The organism is Rhizobium sp. NZLR10 (assembly GCF_019685125.1).
In the GTDB taxonomy this organism is placed as follows: domain Bacteria; phylum Pseudomonadota; class Alphaproteobacteria; order Rhizobiales; family Rhizobiaceae; genus Rhizobium.
In genome coordinates, this window is record NZ_JABDWE010000016.1 from 108747 (window position 1) to 127520 (window position 18774).

Consider the following 18774-nt stretch of genomic DNA (forward strand, 5'->3'; position numbering starts at 1 on the left):
ACATCAGAGATATTGAACGATCGCCGTGCGCCCGCCGATCGGAAGAGCTGACCGCTGCGGGGTTGCAAAATGCCAAATCGGGGCACGGCGAGATGACTCGGAACCAAGTCCGCTCCACGTCGTTGCCGCTTCGTACCTGACAATGATGCAAAGGAGGAAACCATGATTTCCGCAGATCAGATCCGTGAACATATGGAAGTGCGGGCTGCCGATGGCACCCATATGGGGACAGTCGATCATCTCGACGGACCCACGCGCATCAAGCTGGCGAAGACCGACTCGGAGGACGGCAAGCACCACCTGATCCCGATCGACTGGGTCGATCACGTCGATGCGCATGTTCATCTGTCAAAGAACGCCAGGGATGTTCGCACCCAGTGGGCCACTATTAACTGACGAGCGGTCGGCTGCGGCTTTTGCCGCAGCCTCCTCGCCGTAAGGAGCCTCGCATGTCCAAGCAATTGAGGAAGGGCGACGACGTGAGCTGGGACACCAGCCAGGGAAAGACCGAGGGCAGGGTGGTCAAAAAGCAGATCAGCCAGACGAAGATCAAGGGCCACAAGGTGAAGGCGTCGGCGGCGGAACCCCAGTATATCGTGGAAAGCGACAAATCGGGAAAGCGGGCCGCACACAAGCCCGATGAACTCAGGAAGCTTTGAGGCCAACTCGGCGCCTCATCACAAGCATAAGGAGATCGATATGCCAGCCAAGTCCAAGGCCCAGCAGAAGGCGGCGGGCGCCGCACTGTCGGCCAAACGTGGCGAGACGCCCAAGAAAGAGCTCAAGGGCGCCTCCAAGCAGATGGTCGAGTCCATGAGCGAAAAACAGCTCGAGGAATTTGCATCCACCAAAAGAAAGGGCAAACCGGAGCACGCCCCCAAATAGGCAGGGCGCCGCGATGGCGGGGCGTCCGGCTTATGTCGTGGGCATCGAGAAATTCGCGACCTCGTGCGCCTCGGAGACGGCGAAGAGGATTGCGGGTGCGGATGCGTCCGGATCTTTCGCCAGCCAGCGCAATTCGAACGTCACCCCGGTGCGGCCATCTTCGGCCTGTCCCAACGAGACAAACGATGCGCTGCATTCAAGAGGTCCCAGCACATCCGAAAGGTCGGGAATATCAGAACTCGAGCCATAGACGACGAGCGTCGCCTTGCGTTCGCAGCGCAGCCAGGTGTCCAGGCGTTTCAGCGGCGACAGCACGATGACGGCGATGACGGTTGCGACGGTCCCGGTGACGATCTGGCCGCCGCCGAAGCAGAGGCCGACCACGGTCATGAACCACAGGGTCGCCGCCGTGGTGACGCCAGTCATCATGTCGCCGCGCCTGAGGATCGCTCCGCCGCCGATGAAGCCGACGCCGGTCAGGACGCCGAGGGGAAAGCGCAGCACGTCCATCTGGGTGAAAAAACTCAGTGTTTTCCCGTAGGTCGATAGAAGCAGGTTCGCCTGGACCATCGCAACGCAGGCGGCAAGCGCCACCAGGATCGTCGTCCGGAAGCCCGCGGCATGGCCGCCGCGCTCGCGGTCGAGGCCGATGAGGCCGCCGGCGATCACCGTCAGCGCGATGCGCGCGGCGATGTCCCACCAGCTCGGTGTCAGCGGCATGGCGTCGGTCAGGAACGAAGGCATGTTTCGCTCCGGGTTATATCGCGGGCTTTCCGCTGTTCGCCGGGCATTGATCCTCCTCGGCCATGATGCGTCACGGGTCTAAACGCCATGCGGCGCGGGACGTTCCGCGTTGCCGATGAGCCAAGATTGGCGGTTCGTCTGCGGCGGGTGTATGTATGTTTTGGATGGGGAGAACCTCCCCGTCAGCTATAAGCGCACCGCGCCCAAAACGGAGTATAGAATTGGCCGTCGCATTCACCAAGGAAGAGAGTTTCGAAACCGCTTCGGAAACCCTGCTGCCCGATCGTCCGGTTTCGCCGCATCTGAACCTGGTGACGGAGGCAGGGTTGAAGGCTCTGGAACTACTGTTCCAGCAGGCTCGCCTGGCCTATGATGCCGCGAGTGTCATCGAAGACGTGAACGAACGACGGCGGCAGGCGGCGGGACCGTTGCGCGACCTGCGCTATCTCGCGGCGAGGCTCCGCAACGCCCAGCTCATGCCTGACCCTGCGTCAACCGACACTGTTGCCTTCGGCAGCACGGTGACTTTCAGCCGCGACGACGGGCGCGTGCAGACCTATCGGATCGTCGGCGAGGACGAAGCCGATCCCAAGGCCGGATCGATTTCTTATGTGTCGCCGGTGGCGCGGTTGCTGATGGGCAAGGCTGTCGGCGATGTGGTGGAGACAGGTAGCCATGAGCTGCAGATCATCGCTATCGCGTAGGGCGGGATACTCAAAGCGGCGCCGAGTTTGACGATGCGCAATAATTGTTATGAAAAATGGTACTTCATAGTACTTTATTTATCATTCGCGGCCTAGAAAGATGACATCGAATATCGAAGGTCATCCGCATGGTCAGCGCAATTTCCAGTTCCGCATCCACCCTTTTGAGTTCAACCGCTTCAACCTCGTCGTCCAGTTCGTCGGACCAGCTTGCCTCTCTCGAGGCGCAGCTTGCCGAAAAGCAGGCAGCCCTGTCGCAAACGCAGGACGAGAAAGAGAAGGCCACAATCGAAAAATCCATCGAGACGCTGGAAGCAAAGATTGCCAAGCTCGAAGCGTCCGAGAGCAGCAAGACCGAGGCGTCCGCCGCATCGAAGCCCGCTACCGAGGCTCCGCAGGATCTCTCCGGCGAGAGCGAGCGTATCGGCACGAAGAATTTTGACGACACCAGCGAATTCGGCAGCCGCACGGCGTACGTGTGACAGCGCCTGTTTTGAGCCGCTGCTGTTCTGAGCAACGCGTTCAGAGATTGCGCTTGGCCACCGTGATGACCTCGCGCGTCAGCTTCGCCAGGCGATCGGCGGCGAGGCGGTTTATCTGCCAGTATAGTGGGACATCGAGTGGGGTGTCGGGAACCAATTCGACCAGCCGTCCCGATGCGAGATGTTCGCGGGTGAGCTGGGTCGGGTTCATTCCCCATCCCATGCCCGAAAGGCTCGCCTCGACGAAACTCTGCGTCGACGGCAGCCAATGGGTGGGATAATCGAGATCGCGTCCGAACTTGCTGCTTACCCAGCTGCTCTGCAACCTGTCCTTCTGATTGAAGGTGAGCGCCGGGGCATTGCGGATTGCCTCGGCGGTTACGCCGCCCGGAAAGTGGCGTGCCACGAAGTCGGGGGTTGCCGTAGCGTGGTAGCGCAGAATGCCGAGTGCAAATCGCCGGCATCCGCGGACCGGCTTCTCAAGGCTGGTGACGGCTGCGATCACCCGTCCGCGCTGCAACCATTCGGCGGTGTGGTCCTGGTCGTCGACGGCGATATTCAAGAGGTAGGAAGAACTCTTGGCGAAGTTCGACATGGCCTCCACGAACCATGTCCCAAGGCTGTCGGCATTGGTCGCGATCTGGAGCGTCACCCTTTGGCGTGGTTCGTCGGGATCGACGAGAGCCGGCAGTTGCCCGAAGAGTTCGGCTTCGAGCATGCCGACATTCTCCATATGGCGGCAGAGCCATTCTCCCTTTTCGGTTGCCGTGCACGGCGTGCCTCTGACGATGAGGACGGTACCGAGACGCTCCTCGATCTGCTTTACGCGCTGCGAAACGGCCGAGGGAGTGACGTTCAGCACGGTCGCAGCCCTATCGAAGCTGCCTGTCTGGACAACAGTTGCGACGGCGCGCAGGGCGGGGTAATCGAGCATGATTAAGTTTCGCTTAATTGAGATAAGCCAGATTAATTAGCCTAATTCTCTTCACGGCGATACGGCAACCCTTACCGAAGCAGGGGCGTTCGCCGAAGCGATGAATTTTTCGATCTATGTCACCGGCCTGATGATGGGCCTCAGCCTCATTGTCGCAATCGGCGCGCAGAACGCTTTTATTCTGCGCCAAGGCCTGCGCAACGAACATGTCTTTTCCGTCTGTTTCGCATGCGCGTTTTCGGATGCAGCGTTGATCGTGCTTGGCGTGACCAGCCTGCAGCAAATCGCAAGGTTTATGCCCTGGCTCGATCCGGTCATGCGCTATGGAGGAGCCGCGTTTCTGGCCTGGTATGGAGCGAAGAGCCTCTATTCCGCCTTTCGCTCGTCCGCCAGCCTCGCGGAAGCAGAAGCGAGACCATCGAGCTTTCGCCAGACGCTCATGACCTGCCTTGCACTGACCTGGCTCAACCCGCATGTCTATCTCGATACGGTCGTGCTGCTCGGCACGATATCGACACGCTACCCGGGACAGCAGGCTTCGTTTGCTGCGGGGGCGGTGACGGGTTCCTTTCTGTTTTTCTTTTCGCTCGGATACGGCGCCACGTGGCTGCGACCGATCTTCTCGAAGCCCTCATCCTGGCGCATGCTGGAAACGCTCGTCGCATTCACCATGTGGATCATCGCGTTCAAGCTGTTGGGCGGGATGTGATGGCCGTTCGACCGGCGAGATGGAAATGTGCTGGATCCGGCGGTAAACGGGTCGGTCAGGGGGCGCGGACGATCACAACGGCGCGCAAGCTTTTTGATGGACGGATGTTTCCTGATGGGCGCACATGGTGAGGCACGCCGAGCTTACAATCTTCAGCAGCGGTTCGGCTAGCAGAGGCGGCGACCGTCAACTCTATCTTGGGCTGACAATCGGCCAGCAGATGCGACGGGAAACGTCTTAACTGCCGCAGCGCCTGCTCATGGTTCGCATCCCTGCGCCTCTGGGACTTGAACGCGGAAAGGGCTTGTACGATATTCCAGATGCTCGTTCGCGACATGTCGGGGCCTCCTTTTGCTGTATCGGCTGCGGACCCTCGAAATATGGCGAGCGATTGACATTCAATCAAACGAAATGATATTGGGTTATAAATCAGAAAAATTGAAAGATGCGACGATGAGCATTCCCTTTCGCCGTCCCATTCCGCTGCTTGACAACGACGTGTTGCGTACCTTCGTTGCCATTGCCGAGACTGGCAATTTTTCGACCGCCGCGGAGGCGGTCTTTCGCACGCCGTCAGCGGTGTCGATGCAGATCAAGAAGCTCGAGGAACAACTGGGCGCGACGCTGTTTTTGCGCGATGCCCGCTCGGTGTCGCTGACGCGCCACGGCGAGATGCTGTTGTCCTACGCCCGCAACATCCTGGCGCTGTCGAACGAGGCAGTGTCGCGCTTCATCATGCCGGAGCTCAGCGGCGTCGTCAGGCTCGGCGCACCGGAGGATATCGGCGAGCGGCTGCTGCCGAGCATCCTGAAGAGTTTCGCGGAGAGCTATCCCGGCATCATGGTCGACGTAACGATCGACATGAGCATGGGGTTGAAGAAGCGCATGGAGGAACAGCGGCTCGACCTGGCCTTGATCAACTGTGCGACGCGGCCGTTCCCGACAGGCGGCGAGGTGGTGTTTCGCGAGCGGCTGGTCTGGGCCGGCGCCAAGTGCGGTTCGGCGCATCGGCGCGATCCCCTGCCGATCTCGATCTGGGAGGATGGCTGCATCTGGCGCCAGGAGGCTCTCTCCCAGCTCGAACGCAACAAGCGGCACTATCGCGTCGCCTATCTCAGCGGCCACACCATGGCGCAGCGCGCCGCCGTGCTCTCCGATCTCGCCATTGCGCCGCTGCCGCTGTCCTATGTCAATGAGGACATGGCGATCCTCGGCCCGCAGGAAGGCCTGCCGGAACTCGGCGCCTTCGATATCCGCCTGCTGACCGCCTCGCAGGTGTCCGGGCCGATCGAGACAGTGGCCGACAGCATTCGCGGCGCCTTTGCCGAGAGAGCGAAGGCGGTCGCCGCCTGATGATCTCTTTCAGGCGTTGAACCTTTTGTCCCCTTGTGCGTTATCGGCGCGAACGGCATAAGTCCCGTTCGGGGTTGATTTCAAACAAGGATATTCGAAATGACGACAACGGCCAAAATCGCCGCAGCCTTGATGGTACTTCTTGCGCTTTCCTCCTGCGGCAACACGATCCGCGGCATAGGAAAAGATACGGCCAACACCGTAAATGCAACGCAGGATGCGGGCCGCTCGGTTGACCGTGCTGCAAAGAAGTAAAGACCGTTCACATTCCTCCGGGGATGCCGGATAAAGCTTTCCTGGACAGAATCAATTATCGACTGGGCCGGATCAAGTATTGACCGGGGGATAAGCCTTTTCCAGCCCGCCGGATCGGTCAAGACCGGTCCGGAAGGCCTGGTAGGCAGGATGCTGGCTGGAGCGGGCGGTTTCCATCATCCGGATCTGAAGCCGATCCGGCGCATGTGCTCCGAGCCATATTCCGAGATTTTCGAGTTTTAGCGAGTTCAGGAACCGCGACCCTGCTGCGATGTCGAGATGGCGGCGCAGGCCGTCGAGCAGGTTGTCGTCCTGAGCGACATTTTCCATGAGCAGCGTCAGATATGATTTGTCCGTCTCCGACAGCGCGGCAAGCTTTTCCGCAACGGTATCGCGGTCGGGAAAGGGAACGTTGAGTTGCCTGTCATCGAATCGTCCATGCTTGATCGTATTTTTGGCGTTATAAACTCGCCTTGACCTTCTCGGCTACATCGGCGGGCACCCATTTCATCCAGAGGCCCTCGTAATTGCGAAGGAAATGGATCGCGGCATCCTCGTTGCTTTCGTGGTTTTCGTCTTGCCAGGCAAGCACCTGGTTGATCGTCTGATTGTCCCATTTGCGGGTTTTGAGATAGGTGGTGACAGGTCCCGCGCGACTGGCGAAAGACCTGGTCATCAATGTGAAGGCGCGCGAGACCGGATAGGAATTAAGCTGGGGCCTGAGGCAGCCGGAAACCGCCGTACAGCGGTCCCACTCGGTCTTGTTATGACCGACGCCGAAGCTCAGGCGCGTCATCTCGTATTTGCCGAGGATTGCGGTCGGCGCCCAATAATAACCGAGCCAGCCGATCTTATTGTCGAAGGCGCGGGCGATCGAGGCGTCGAGCCGTTCGGCGCTGCCGGTTTCGACGAGTTCGAAGCCCTTTTTGTCCGCGGCAAGCGCCTTGAACAGGTTGGTGGTTGATATCTGACAACTCCAGTCGGCTGGGCAATTGTAAATAGCGCCCTTCGAGGCATCGTCCTCGGCGGGGAAGAGCTCGGGATGTCTCAGCGCATCTTCGACCGAACGGATGTCGGGATTGGCGTCGGCGATGAATTTCGGGATCCACCAGCCCTCGACGGCTCCGTCGGCCAGGATCTCGGCTCCCTGCACCAGCCGGCCGGAGTTGACGGCCTGATCGAGCAAGGCCCTGACGGAATTGATCCAGTACTCCGAGGCGATGTCGGGAGTGCCTTTCTCATTCATCGAGGCGAAGGTCGGCAGGGTGTCGCCGTCGACGATGGTGACGGCGCAACCGTAGCCCTTTTCCAGGATGATCTTGTCGAAGCTCGCCGCAATACCGGCCGAGGCCCATTTCATCTCAGCGATCGAAACATTGCCGCATTCGGCGGCTTCGGCCGGCGCGACGATAGAAAGAGCCGCGGCAAAGACGGCGGGAATCAGAAACGTCTTCATCGTCATTTCCCCGAATTCTTCTTTACAGCGCCGGCCTTTTCAGACGCGCTAATGACGCTGTGATACCTTGAATCTACGGACGCGCAGCCAGGGTCGGAAATCAGCGACAAATCCTTCTCGCGCCCAAAAGGAAATGACTGACGGGCGATGCCGCGACATACATTTCCGGTTCATGGGTGCCTTCCGTCCTTGCGGCTCCGGCAGCTCATTGCAGGTCATGCTCGAAAATGGCGGTTTTTGGGAAGCCTACGCGTTCGGTCGCAGAAATCAACCATCTTCTGCTGACGGTCGCCGGACTAAATTATTGAATTCGAAGAATTTATCTCAATATCCGGAAAATGGCGCCTTTGAGCGCAGTGCACGCTCTTGGCGATCACCGTCGGGTCTTCTGCAGAAATTTCGACCAGAATGTCAAAAAAGATCAAAATTAACATTTGCGTAAGGCTTCAATAACTCTCCGGTAAGAATGTGCCGTTATCAGTTGGGTCGTGGCGGGAATGACCGCCGCTTCTCCGGTTCAGGTAGTGCGTACCGGAGAAAGCGAGCTTCGCCGTGTAGGGGTGAAGACGCCTGAGTTTTCGGCAAACCGCGCAGAGCCAAGGCCATGCGCGGTTTTCGCGTTTCTGCGGGAAGCTTGACCCGGGCCAAGTCTTACCCTGTGCCAAGTCTTGACCCGGTGTCGCCGGCCATTGTAGGCCTCGCCTCAGCGAAAGGCGGCCACCATGGCAAGAGCGATCATGCTGCAGGGAACCGGCTCGGATGTCGGAAAGACGGTGCTGGTCGCTGGCCTTTGCCGGCTGGCGGCCAATCGCGGGCTTGCCGTCCGGCCGTTCAAGCCGCAGAACATGTCGAACAATGCAGCGGTTGCCGATGACGGCGGCGAGATCGGCCGAGCGCAGTGGCTGCAGGCACTGGCCGCACGCACGCCGTCTTCGGTGCACATGAACCCGGTGCTGCTCAAGCCGCAATCGGAAAACGGCAGCCAGATTATCGTGCAGGGCAGGGTGTTCGGCCAGGCGAAGGCGCGCGACTATCAGCGGCTGAAGCCGCAACTGCTCGGCGCGGTGCTCGAGAGTTTCGAAAAAGTGGCAGCAGATGCCGACCTCGTTATCGTCGAGGGTGCCGGATCGCCGGCCGAGATCAATCTCAGGGTCGCCGATATCGCCAATATGGGCTTTGCGACGCGTGCCGGCGTGCCTGTCGTGCTCGTCGGCGATATCGATCGCGGTGGCGTCATCGCCTCGCTGGTCGGCACGCAGGCGATCCTTGATGAGGGCGACCGAGCGATGGTTGCGGGTTATATCATCAACAAGTTTCGCGGCGACGTTTCGCTGTTTGACGACGGCATCCGCGCCATCGAAGGCTTTACCGGCTGGCCGTGTTTCGGCGTCGTGCCGTGGCTGCCGGGTGCGGCACGCCTGCCGGCCGAAGATTCGGTCGTGCTCGAACGGCTGGCGAAGGGCGGGGCGGGCCGGCTGAAGATCGCCGTGCCGGTGCTGCCCCGTATCGCCAATTTCGACGATCTCGATCCGCTGAGGAGCGAGCCGGATGTCGAGCTGGTCTTCGTGCGACCAGGCGAGCGGCTGCCTGTTGCAAGCCTCATCGTCCTTCCCGGCTCAAAATCGACGATATCTGATCTCGCCGACTTGAGGGCTGAGGGCTGGGACCGCGACCTCCAGGCGCATGTCAGGCGCGGCGGCCGGGTGATCGGCATTTGCGGCGGCTACCAGATGCTTGGTCGGACGGTGCACGATCCACTCGGCATCGAGGGCGGAATGCTCGAGGCGCCGGGGCTTGCGCTTCTCGACGTCGAGACCGAGATGGCGCCTGAAAAAACCGTGCGCAACAGTCATGCCCGTTCGACCGAATACGACGTGCCGCTTGCCGGCTACCAGATCCATCTCGGCATCACCCGCGGCCCGGATGGCACCCGGCCTTCGGCGATCATCGACGGGGCACCCGATGGCGCGCTTTCGGCCGACGGCCGAATCATGGGCACCTACCTGCACGGGCTCTTCGGCAGCGACGCCTACCGCGCCCGGCTGCTGCAGAGCTTCGGGTTATCAGGCGGGCGAAGGAATTACCGCGAGAGCGTCGAGCAGGCGCTCGACGAGATCGCCGGGGAATTGGAACGTCACCTCGATCCGCGCTGGCTGGCCGGACTGCTCGGTTAGGCCGGATGCATCCTTCGTTCTGCTCTTGCCAAATTAGTTGACTGAGTCCATTAATTGCCCCGGCGGAGCTGATCGAGAGCGGTAAGACCATGAGCGTGATGGATAGATTTTCACTGACGGGTCAGGTGGCGCTGGTGACCGGCGGCGGCCGTGGCCTGGGCTTCGAGATGGCACGTGCCCTTGCAGAGGCCGGCGCCCATGTCATCGTTACCGGACGCACGGCGGCGACGCTGGAAGACGCCGTAAGGATCATCCGTGCGGCGAGTGGCACAGCGGAGGCCGCCGCCTTCGATATCACCGATCGCGAGGCCCAGCGTGCGTTGATGGCCGATATCGAAAGGGCTCACGGTCGCCTCGACATCCTGATCAATAATGTCGGCGCCCGTGACAGGCGACCGCTGGCCGAATTCGATGATGATGCCATCATCGAACTGCTGCGCACCGATCTGGCCGCCGCGATGACGCTTTCGCGGGACGCCGCCGTGCTGATGAAGCGGCGCAATCACGGCCGCCTGATCTCGGTGACCTCCATCAGCGGCCATGTCGTCATGCCCGGTGACTGCGTCTATCCGGCAGCCAAGCAGGGCCTGACCGGCCTGATGCGCGGTATGGCGGTCGAATTCGGTCCGCACGGCATCACCAGCAACGCGATTGCGCCGGGCTGGTTTGCCACCGAAACCAATGCGGCGATGGCCGCGAACGAGGAATTGATGCCCTTCGTGCGCCAGCGCATTCCGGTCCAGCGCTGGGGGCGGCCCGACGAGATCGCCGGCGCGGCGCTGTTTCTTGCAAGCGCCGCCGCCTCCTTCGTCAATGGCCACGTCCTGACGGTCGATGGCGGCATGACGGTCAGGATGTGAGCGTTGGAAATATCGGTCTGGCGGTTCTCTATGGATGTGATGGCGCTCGGTTCGGTACCGAGGGACACCGGCCCCGTTTTCACGTCTTCCGCCAATCGCTCCGAAGTTCAAGGTCGAGACGTCACGCGCGCCTGACAGGTGGACTGAGTTCGCGGACGAGCTGCTGCAGGCTGCGCTGGTCCTCCGCTCCCGTTTTGTCGTAGATGGCGGCCAGTTGCGATTTCACGGTGCCGTCGGCAACGCCTTGTGCGTTGGCGATCTCGGATCGCGTCATGCCTTCGGAGACGTAGCCGACCACGCGCCGTTCGGCTGGAGTGAGAGCAAAAAGGGCGGCAACGGCTTCGACGGCCGACTGTGTCACCGTTCCCGCGGCGGCGAGGAAGATCGCCGCAGCCGCGCGGCTTTCGAAACGTCCCCTTTCGGTGCGCCGCTGCAGCGGCAGAACGTGCGCGACGGCGGGGCGCTCGGCCGAGGCAAGCGGGACATCGATCCCAGCCGCTGCGAGACTGATTTCGTCCCGCGCGCCAAGCGCCACGGCGTTGGAAAGGGCAGCGCCTGCATAAGCGTAGCGCGCGGCCAGCCGGCCTGAAAGCGAGTGAACGACGTGCTGCTCGCGCAATCGTGCTTCTGCGGCATGGTTGGCGAAAAGGATTGTCATGTCTTCAGCAACGATGAAGACCGCATGGTCGAGAGCGTCGATGACCTCCCTGAGGACGGCTGCTTCGGCGCGCTCCATCTCGAACATGTCGTGGATCGTCACGGCACGGCGGATATGCGGGCCGAGTAGCCCGACAATGTCGAAGACGCGTCGCTCGCTCGGTTCGTATTGCACCGAAATGTTGATTGTCCCGACCCGGGTCGGGCGCTTCAGCACCGCCATGTCAATCGAGTTCAATACCCCATACTTGGCATGAAAGTTCTGGTAGAGCGCACCGCTCTTCCAGACGGCTTCGCCATCGGGTCCATAGAGGGAGAACATTCGCTCCAGCGTATCCGGCTGATCGATCTCCATTCGGTGGAGAAGGTGGAAGAACGGGACGTCCTTCGCATGCGCGACGAGGGTGCTGATGGCTTCTCCGTCGTCGCAGGCGATCTGAGCCAGCCGTGCGGAACGGGTGGTGGTGTCGAAGACGGCAAGCGTGGTCAAAAACCCATTCACCTGGCCATTGATCAGACGAAGAGCGTTTGGCCAGGCATCCTCCCGGGCCACACAATCATAAATAGCGCCAATGATTTCCGACAGCTGTTGTTCCATGATCGCAATCCTGCATCAGCCCGGCCTGCGCGGTCAATTGCCGCCGGCCAGGACGCCTTCATTTCCGGGATTTGCGGAAGATTTCATCCCCCACGCGGGAGATGTTTCATCGCGTGGATTTCTTACAACGCCACTGCCGGCCGGATTCCACTCGGCTTGGACAACCAGAAATTGGAGGGCAATCTTCATGAAAGCGACCAAAGCGCCGATCGCGGCGCTTCTCTTTATCGCAGTTTTACCGGCTGCAGCGCTCGGCGGCGGCGCCGGCCTGCCGAACCAGGTCCGGGAGGCCAATGCGCGCTTCCAGGACGTCAACCAGGCCGTCAGGGAAGGCTATTCGCCGATCCCGTGCACCAGCGGCATCGATGGGGGTGCTATGGGCATCCACTATGTCAATGCCGACCTCATCAAAGATGAGGCCGTTGATCTCTCCAAGCCGGAAGCCGTGATGTACGAGCCTGACGAACACGGCAAGATGAAACTGGTCGCCGTCGAATACATCACGACGAAAGGTCCCGCCAATCTCGGCGGTCAGCTGTTCAGTTTCACGAATGCACCGAACCGCTACGGCCTTCCGGCTTTCTACGAGTTGCATGTCTGGGCATGGAAGGACAATCCGAAGGGATCGTTCGCCGACATGAACCCCGACGTCAGCTGCCGGCATGCGCACGGTTGATGAAGCGCTGCGTCACTCAAGGCATCATGAAAGGACAAAACAATGCCGCAATTCGTTGTCGAACGAAATATTCCAGGTCTCGGAGATATGAGCAAGGAAACCCTGCGCGAGATCTCGGCGAAATCCAACGCCGTCGTGGCCTCCCTCGGCGAACCCTATAGCTGGATCACCAGCTATGTGACTGGCGACAAGATGTACTGCGTTCATGAGGCCGAGAGTGCGGAAGCGGTCTATCGGCACGCGGAAAAGGGTGGCTTTCCTGCGGACCGCGTGACGGAGATCACGAGCCTCATCGGCCCTCATTCGGCCGCGCGTTAAACACCGCGTTCGATGGCGCGCGCGGCAAGCCCACTTTCCATCCGCGCACAACGCTTTCCGCAAACCGATTTCGAGGTGATGCGCCGGGGCGCGGGAGCTGGCCGGCGGACGAGGCGCCGGCCGGCTCGCAGGCGCAGCGATCTTGGGATCGGCGCACGACTCTAGGGGACGATCATGAACGAGAAGCTCTAGGCGCGTTCGAATTGCGACTGCGCAAAGCGGTGCTGCTGCTGTTTTCTCCGGCTCGTAACTTCATCCTGTGGCAACGACGGCAGTCGGTGGAAAATCGGCTTGGCGCGCTGTCGGACCACATGCTGAAGGACATTGCGGCGTCGAGAAGCGAGATCCCGTTCGTCGCCTCGCGGGATGGAGACTGGAACAGATTCCGCTGACCGAGCAGCCCTTTGCACATCGAAGCGAGGCAAAACGTTCGACGAGAAAAGGCCAGAATTCCGCATCACTCCCATTCGCCCGGGTGTAGTATAACGACGCGAAGCAGGTTAATGAACGGCAGGTGTAAGACCGCTCGTTGAGCGCCCGTTGTGCCGTTCTGCTCATCGGGCTCGAGGGCGAAATGGCCATTGCCGGTTCTCGGTCCTCATGCGGAGATTGAAAAATTAAAAATCATATTCAATGGCTTATAGAGCAGGGGATCACCAGCGAGCATATTGGCGACCTCGTCGCCGGTCTGTGCGACCGGCTGATCGCGGACGGATTTCCGATCTGGCGGGCGAGTATCAGAATGCCGTCCCTCCATCCCATGTATCGCGGCGTTTCGGCTAATTTCATGCGGGGCGGTGCGACTGTCCTTGAAAATGCGGAGCACGGCAGTGAGACGGAACGTGACTTCGAGAAGACGCCGATCTTTCACCTTTTGAGCCGCGGCGAAACAAAGGGGCGATGGAACCTGGCGAGCGGCGAGGGGCTCGATTACAGCGAACTCAACGAATTCGCGCTCGCCGGTGGCACGGATCACGTGATCAGCCTGTTCGAATTCCCGAAGGAAGTCGCGCTGCGCGGGCTCGGATTCTCGCTGACGAGCGACGCGCCGGGCGGATTTTCCGATCAACAGCTGGCGATCATGGAAGAGCTGTTCCCGGCGCTGGGGCTGGCGGCTTACCGCGTGGCGGTTTCGAAGACCGCGACCGATATCCTCGCCGTCTATACCGGCGCCAGGACCAGTGCGCGCATCCTTGCGGGCGAAACCCGCAGGGGAATGGGTGGCTCCATCGATGCCGCCATCCTGCTTGCCGACCTCCGCAATTTCACGGCGCTGACCGAGGCCTACCAGCCAGGCGACATCGTCGGGTTTCTCAACGAGCATTTCGAGCTGATCGACCGGCATGTCGAGGAAAATTCCGGCGAGATCCTCAAGTTCATGGGCGACAGCGTGCTGGCGATCTTTCCGACGGACGCCGAGGATCCGCAAAGGGCGTGTAAGGCTGCGTTGGCTTCGGCACAGAATCTGCTGAAGGCAAACGAAGAGCTCAATCGCGAGCGGACGCGCAATGGAGGCCCCGATATCGGCATCGATGTCGTGCTGCATCTCGGCGAGCTTTTCTACGGAAATGTCGGCGCTCACGGCAGGCTCGACTTCACGGTGATCGGCAGGGCGGTCAACGAGGCTTCGCGGCTGGAGAAACTCTGCGGTACGCTTGAGCAGCACCTTCTGCTGTCGGAGAGTTTCGCGGCCAACTGTACGGTGGCTTGCGAGTATCTCGGGTCGTTCGAATTGCGTGGAGTTTCAAAGCGGGCCGACGTCTTCAAGCTCGCCAACTCTGTGTCATGAAGCGCCGATCAAGGGCGCGACCAAGTTCAGATCTCGCCTGAGACCTCACGACGGCGACGGTCAAGTTCTTCACTGTAGCGGCGCAGCGTATAGCTTTCGCTGAGCTGGCCGATCACCTTGCGTTCGATCAGGTTGTTGACGACGGCGAGTGCTTCGCTTTCGCTCTTGTCGAAGATCGCCGCCGCCTGCCTGGCATTCATCTGTGGCTGTAGGAAATCGTTGCGGTAGTGGATGAAATCGGCAAGCGTCTTGCCCTCGTCCTGCACGTCGGTCGGGTTGGCGTAGATCTCCGGCACCAGCACGAGGCCTGCATATTTGTCGCTCTCCTCGACGAGGATGACGCGCTGGGTCGAGCCGATCGGGAAGGCCTGCTTGAATTCCTCCAGCGAAATACCCGCCCTTGCCGTCTTGACGTCGGCGCGCATCAGCTTGTCCACTGTCAGGTTACGGATCCAGCCGACGTCGTGGGCGCTGCGGATGCTTTCGCCGCGCAGGTGGAAGCGCCAGGTGGCGAAGGAATAGCCGAAGGTTGAGCGGACGACGAGTGAGGAGGTGATGACGGCGGCGAGCACTAGAGCGGTGATCGGAAAATCGCCGGTGATTTCGAGCGCCAGGAACGTCATCGTCAGCGGCCCGCCGATGACGGCGACGGCGAGCGAGCTCATGCCGACGACGGCATAGATGACGGGCGTCAGCGTCGCATCGGCGAAATAGGGGCCGCAATAGGCAAAGAGCTTGCCGAGCAGGGCGCCCATGAACAGTGAGGCGAAGAACAGGCCGCCCCTGAAGCCGGAGCCGATCGAGATCGCCGAGGCCAGGGATTTCAACAGGAAGAGGCCGATCAGCGCCGGGATCGCCACCTCGCGGGAGAGATTGAGATGCAGCGCGCCGTGGCCGGCCGAGAGCACCTGTGGCGAAATCATCGCCAGAAGTCCGACGACGATGCCGCCGAGCGCCGGGCGGAAGGGCGGGGCGATCGAGCTCTTGCGCGCCAGCTCCTCGACGAAGGAGACGCCCTGCATGATCAGGATGCCGACGCCAGCGCAGAAGCCACCGAGCAGCATAGCCGGGATATAATCGGCCGGCACGACTGCGCCGAAGCTGCCGATGTCGATGGTGAAATCGCCGTGGGTGAGCAGCCTTGCGATGAGGGTGGAAACCAGGGCCGAGACGACCACAGGGGTCAGCGAGACGATCGTATAGGTGCCGATGATCAGCTCGAAGGCGTAGAAGGCGCCGGTCAGCGGCGCGTTGAAGGCAGCGGCGATAGCGCCCGCCGCGCCGCAGCCGACGAGGGTGCGCAGATCGGAGCGGCGAAGCTGCAGCTTCAGGCCGAATTTCGAGGCGAGGCCGGCGGCAAGCTGGGTATAGCCGGCCTCGAGGCCGACGGAGGCGCCGAACCCGTTGGAAATCAGGTTCTGCACGGCAACGATGATGCTGTCGGTCAAGGACAGGCGGCCGCCATGCAGCGCATTGGCCTCGATCGGGTCAACCATCGGTTTCTTGCGCCGTTTCGCCAGTACGAACAGCAACAGGCCGAGCAGGACGCCACCGATGACGGGGGCAGTGAGAAGCAGCAGCTTGTCGTCGATCACCGACGAGCTCAGCCGCTCGCTGTCGTCGATGCCGAAGACCATCTGATGCAGTTGATTGGAGACGTAGCTCATGCCGGTGACGGCGAGACCCGAGGTGATGCCGACGACGGCACCCGCCAGCGACAGGCCGACCTCACTGCGGCGGGTCAGCGCCCGCAGCCGCCCCGGGTCGAAGAAAACACGCAGCGCTCGGAACCGGCGCCGATCCAATTGCATAAGCATGGCAAGACAACTAGGCAGGAAGAGGCCCGGTCAAGGGCGATGGCGCAGTCCGCTTGCAGTGCAATTGTGGCGAAAAGCCGGCGCCCTGGATAAATATTTGTGACGTAAGTATCTGATAAATGACGATGTTTTAGGTAGGGTAAGTCGTGTTGCTGGCGTTGCCTCGCCTGTCTAGCCACTGCCGGCCGTCGAGGGCGGTTGACTTCACCCCTGAGCTTGCCTAACCATCCCTCAACGGATGGTCACCTGACCATCCTCGGATATAACGGATGGTTCCGGATCGGTGTTACGCCTTCCGGATGAAAAGGGAATGTGACGGGGCGGACCCAAGCCGGGCGCCTTCATCACAGCCGACCCCGCGACTGTAGAGCGGTCAGGGTCTTCCATCCGGCATCGAGCCCTTCCGGCCGGCGGCTTGCAATAATGCAAGCGGGCGGGACGGGCGACATGCCGGAAAAGCCACTGGACATGCATGATGATCAACCGGGGTCGGACGCCTCTTAAGTCTACGAATCGTCCACCTTTTCATCGATGCAGCCGGGAAGGCGAGGCAGATCCGCTGGCACGATCAGGGCGACCGGTTTCCGGTCTGCCCCGATCGCGGCCGATAACCGCGAGCCAGGAGACCTGCCATCCCGTGCCGGGCGAGAAGCCCAACCCTGGGCAAGAGGCCCGCTGCCAGCACGGAGGTTGTTTTGGCTGAACGATTGAATTCGGCGCGGCCTTGTGCGGCGCGATCGAGTGGGTGGGGTGCGGCATCCCACCAAAGGGGCGTCTGCGCATGACGACCGCTCCCTCCAACACCGTCTTCATCCTCGGCGGCGCCCGTTCGGGGAAATCCCGCTTCGCCGAGTCCCTTGTCATTTCGATCGGCCTCGACCGCCATTATCTCGCGACCGGCCGCGCCTGGGATGAGGAAATGCAGGCGCGCATTGCCCAACATAGAGCCGATCGCGGCCCGTCCTGGACGACGCATGAAGAGCCGCTCGATCTCGTCGGCAAGCTTGACGCTATCGACCGCGAGGGCGGCGTCGTGCTCATCGATTGCCTGACACTCTGGGTCACCAATCTGATGATGGATGAGCGCGATATGGCGGCGGAATTTGCCGCGCTCACCGATTTTCTGCCGCAGGCGAAGGCGCAGCTCGTTTTCGTTTCCAATGAGGTCGGCCTCGGCATCGTGCCGGATAATCGCATGGCGCGGGAATTCCGCGATCATGCCGGCCGGCTGCACCAATCAATTGCGGCCAAGGCCGCCGAAGTCTATTTCATCGCGGCAGGCCTGCCGTTGAAAATGAAGGGTTAAGTTCATGAACCAGCAGAAAATTCCCGCAACCGTCATTACCGGCTTTCTCGGCGCCGGCAAGACGACGATGATCCGCAACCTGCTCACCAATGCCGGCGGCAAAAAGATCGCGCTCATCATCAACGAGTTCGGCGATCTCGGCGTCGATGGCGAGGTGCTGAAGGGCTGCGGCGCTGACAATTGCACCGAGGACGATATCATCGAGCTGACCAATGGCTGCATCTGCTGCACCGTCGCCGACGATTTCATCCCGACGATGACGAAGTTGCTCGAGCGTGAACAGCGGCCCGACCATATCGTCATCGAAACCTCGGGCCTTGCCCTGCCGCAGCCGCTGGTCGCGGCCTTCAATTGGCCTGACATTCGCACCCAGGTGACGGTCGATGGCGTCATTACCGTGGTCGACAGCGCGGCTGTCGCCGCCGGCCGTTTCGCCGACGACCACGATGCCGTCGAGGCGGCGCGCGGCGCAGATGAATCGCTCGATCACGAAAGCCCGATCGAGGAGTTGTTCGAGGATCAGCTGACTTGCGCCGATCTGATCGTACTCAACAAGACCGACCTGATCGACGCTGCCGGCCTTATCAGGGTTCGCGACGAGGTCGCCTCCCGCACGGTGCGCAAGCCGGTGATGATCGAGGCGAAAAATGGCGAGGTGTCGGCCGGAATTCTGCTCGGCCTCGGCATCGGCACGGAGGACGATGTCGCCAACCGCAAATCGCATCACGAGCTGGAGCATGAGGACGGCGCGCCGCACGACCATGACGAATTCGACAGCTTCGTCGTCGAACTCGGCCCGGTCGCCGATCCCGCCGGCTTCATTGCTGGCCTGAAGACGATTATCGCCGACCATGACGTACTGCGTCTCAAGGGTTTCGTCGATGTCGCCGGCAAGCCGATGCGCCTGCAGATCCAGGCCGTCGGCAGCCGCATCGACCATTATTTCGACCGTGCCTGGGCCCCGAGCGAAACGCGCGCCACGCGCCTCGTGGTCATCGGTCTGCACGAGATGGACCAGGACGCTGTTAGGGCGGCGATCGAGGCGCTGGCGTAATCC

At 61.2% G+C, this 18774-nt stretch carries 23 protein-coding genes and 1 riboswitch; of the genes, 16 read left to right on the forward strand and 7 right to left on the reverse strand.

From position 1 onward, the window contains the following. The first annotated feature begins 162 nt into the window (after positions 1–162). The 3 genes from HJB82_RS22740 to HJB82_RS22750 are packed head-to-tail and all read left to right on the forward strand — an operon-like array spanning position 163 to position 885. Positions 163–396: a DUF2171 domain-containing protein gene (locus tag HJB82_RS22740; RefSeq protein WP_221133257.1), complete on the forward strand. Its 234-nt coding sequence runs from the start codon at positions 163–165 to the stop codon at positions 394–396. A gap of 53 nt (positions 397–449) precedes the next feature. Continuing rightward, positions 450–659, forward strand: coding sequence for a DUF2945 domain-containing protein (locus HJB82_RS22745; protein WP_207580821.1), 210 nt, complete (start codon positions 450–452; stop codon positions 657–659). 40 nt (positions 660–699) lie between these two features. Further along, positions 700–885 (forward strand): DUF3008 family protein, encoded by a 186-nt coding sequence (locus HJB82_RS22750; protein ID WP_207580820.1) that lies wholly within the window; start codon positions 700–702, stop codon positions 883–885. A gap of 30 nt (positions 886–915) precedes the next feature. On the opposite strand, the gene HJB82_RS22755 is transcribed toward HJB82_RS22750, so the two are convergent. Continuing rightward, positions 916–1629, reverse strand: a complete 714-nt coding sequence (locus HJB82_RS22755) for an MgtC/SapB family protein (protein WP_221141507.1) — start codon at positions 1627–1629, stop codon at positions 916–918. Positions 1630–1850: 221 nt separating this feature from the next. Here HJB82_RS22755 and greA point away from each other — a divergent pair, with 221 nt between their 5' ends. Both greA and HJB82_RS22765 read left to right on the forward strand, forming a co-directional pair. Further along, on the forward strand, positions 1851–2333 hold the full coding sequence (gene greA, locus HJB82_RS22760; protein ID WP_207580818.1) for a transcription elongation factor GreA: 483 nt from the start codon (positions 1851–1853) through the stop codon (positions 2331–2333). A 122-nt stretch (positions 2334–2455) separates the two neighbouring features. Continuing rightward, entirely contained in the window at positions 2456–2815 is a 360-nt protein-coding gene (locus HJB82_RS22765; RefSeq protein WP_207584327.1) for a hypothetical protein, read from the forward strand. 40 nt (positions 2816–2855) lie between these two features. Here the strand turns inward: HJB82_RS22765 and HJB82_RS22770 are convergent, their stop codons facing one another. After that, complete coding sequence (locus HJB82_RS22770; protein ID WP_207580817.1) at positions 2856–3749, reverse strand: LysR family transcriptional regulator ArgP; 894 nt, start codon at positions 3747–3749, stop codon at positions 2856–2858. 100 nt (positions 3750–3849) lie between these two features. Here HJB82_RS22770 and HJB82_RS22775 point away from each other — a divergent pair, with 100 nt between their 5' ends. After that, positions 3850–4458, forward strand: a complete 609-nt coding sequence (locus tag HJB82_RS22775) for a LysE/ArgO family amino acid transporter (protein ID WP_207580816.1) — start codon at positions 3850–3852, stop codon at positions 4456–4458. A gap of 55 nt (positions 4459–4513) precedes the next feature. Here HJB82_RS22775 and HJB82_RS22780 read toward each other — a convergent pair whose 3' ends face one another. Continuing rightward, positions 4514–4795, reverse strand: a complete 282-nt coding sequence (locus HJB82_RS22780; RefSeq protein ID WP_221141570.1) for a hypothetical protein — start codon at positions 4793–4795, stop codon at positions 4514–4516. 74 nt (positions 4796–4869) lie between these two features. Here HJB82_RS22780 and HJB82_RS22785 point away from each other — a divergent pair, with 74 nt between their 5' ends. Continuing rightward, entirely contained in the window at positions 4870–5811 is a 942-nt protein-coding gene (locus HJB82_RS22785; RefSeq protein ID WP_221141509.1) for a LysR family transcriptional regulator, read from the forward strand. 99 nt (positions 5812–5910) lie between these two features. Next, positions 5911–6066, forward strand: a complete 156-nt coding sequence (locus HJB82_RS22790; protein ID WP_003540537.1) for a hypothetical protein — start codon at positions 5911–5913, stop codon at positions 6064–6066. Positions 6067–6138: 72 nt separating this feature from the next. Here the strand turns inward: HJB82_RS22790 and HJB82_RS22795 are convergent, their stop codons facing one another. Beyond that, positions 6139–6513, reverse strand: a complete 375-nt coding sequence (locus tag HJB82_RS22795; protein ID WP_221141562.1) for a hypothetical protein — start codon at positions 6511–6513, stop codon at positions 6139–6141. Between the two features lie 13 nt (positions 6514–6526). Continuing rightward, positions 6527–7528: a glycine betaine ABC transporter substrate-binding protein gene (locus tag HJB82_RS22800; protein ID WP_221117618.1), complete on the reverse strand. Its 1002-nt coding sequence runs from the start codon at positions 7526–7528 to the stop codon at positions 6527–6529. A 716-nt stretch (positions 7529–8244) separates the two neighbouring features. Between HJB82_RS22800 and HJB82_RS22805 the strand changes: the two genes are divergently transcribed. Both HJB82_RS22805 and HJB82_RS22810 read left to right on the forward strand, forming a co-directional pair. After that, complete coding sequence (locus HJB82_RS22805; RefSeq protein ID WP_207580812.1) at positions 8245–9696, forward strand: cobyric acid synthase; 1452 nt, start codon at positions 8245–8247, stop codon at positions 9694–9696. 89 nt (positions 9697–9785) lie between these two features. Next, positions 9786–10556, forward strand: a complete 771-nt coding sequence (locus HJB82_RS22810; RefSeq protein WP_207580811.1) for an SDR family oxidoreductase — start codon at positions 9786–9788, stop codon at positions 10554–10556. A 121-nt stretch (positions 10557–10677) separates the two neighbouring features. Here HJB82_RS22810 and HJB82_RS22815 read toward each other — a convergent pair whose 3' ends face one another. Next, on the reverse strand, positions 10678–11811 hold the full coding sequence (locus HJB82_RS22815) for a helix-turn-helix transcriptional regulator (protein ID WP_207580810.1): 1134 nt from the start codon (positions 11809–11811) through the stop codon (positions 10678–10680). Positions 11812–11998: 187 nt separating this feature from the next. Here HJB82_RS22815 and HJB82_RS22820 point away from each other — a divergent pair, with 187 nt between their 5' ends. From HJB82_RS22820 to HJB82_RS22835, 4 genes are all read left to right on the forward strand, one after another. Further along, entirely contained in the window at positions 11999–12487 is a 489-nt protein-coding gene (locus tag HJB82_RS22820; RefSeq protein ID WP_221117619.1) for a hypothetical protein, read from the forward strand. Positions 12488–12529: 42 nt separating this feature from the next. After that, positions 12530–12805 carry a DUF4242 domain-containing protein gene (locus HJB82_RS22825; RefSeq protein WP_207580809.1) on the forward strand — a complete coding sequence of 92 codons (276 nt, stop codon included), beginning with the start codon at positions 12530–12532 and terminating at the stop codon, positions 12803–12805. Positions 12806–13008: 203 nt separating this feature from the next. Further along, the gene (locus HJB82_RS22830; protein WP_221141534.1) at positions 13009–13197 is read left to right on the forward strand and encodes a DUF1127 domain-containing protein; all 189 of its coding nucleotides are present in this window, start codon (positions 13009–13011) and stop codon (positions 13195–13197) included. 224 nt (positions 13198–13421) lie between these two features. Then, positions 13422–14594 carry an adenylate/guanylate cyclase domain-containing protein gene (locus tag HJB82_RS22835; RefSeq protein ID WP_409201852.1) on the forward strand — a complete coding sequence of 391 codons (1173 nt, stop codon included), beginning with the start codon at positions 13422–13424 and terminating at the stop codon, positions 14592–14594. 26 nt (positions 14595–14620) lie between these two features. Here HJB82_RS22835 and HJB82_RS22840 read toward each other — a convergent pair whose 3' ends face one another. Then, complete coding sequence (locus HJB82_RS22840; protein ID WP_221141536.1) at positions 14621–16411, reverse strand: chloride channel protein; 1791 nt, start codon at positions 16409–16411, stop codon at positions 14621–14623. A gap of 253 nt (positions 16412–16664) precedes the next feature. Beyond that, positions 16665–17061: riboswitch (cobalamin riboswitch) on the forward strand. A 131-nt stretch (positions 17062–17192) separates the two neighbouring features. Between HJB82_RS22840 and cobU the strand changes: the two genes are divergently transcribed. Further along, the gene (cobU, locus tag HJB82_RS22845) at positions 17193–17717 is read left to right on the forward strand and encodes a bifunctional adenosylcobinamide kinase/adenosylcobinamide-phosphate guanylyltransferase (protein WP_207580807.1); all 525 of its coding nucleotides are present in this window, start codon (positions 17193–17195) and stop codon (positions 17715–17717) included. A 4-nt stretch (positions 17718–17721) separates the two neighbouring features. Further along, a complete protein-coding gene (cobW, locus tag HJB82_RS22850) occupies positions 17722–18771 on the forward strand; it encodes a cobalamin biosynthesis protein CobW (protein ID WP_221117622.1) in 1050 nt (349 codons plus the stop codon). Positions 18772–18774 lie beyond the last annotated feature (3 nt).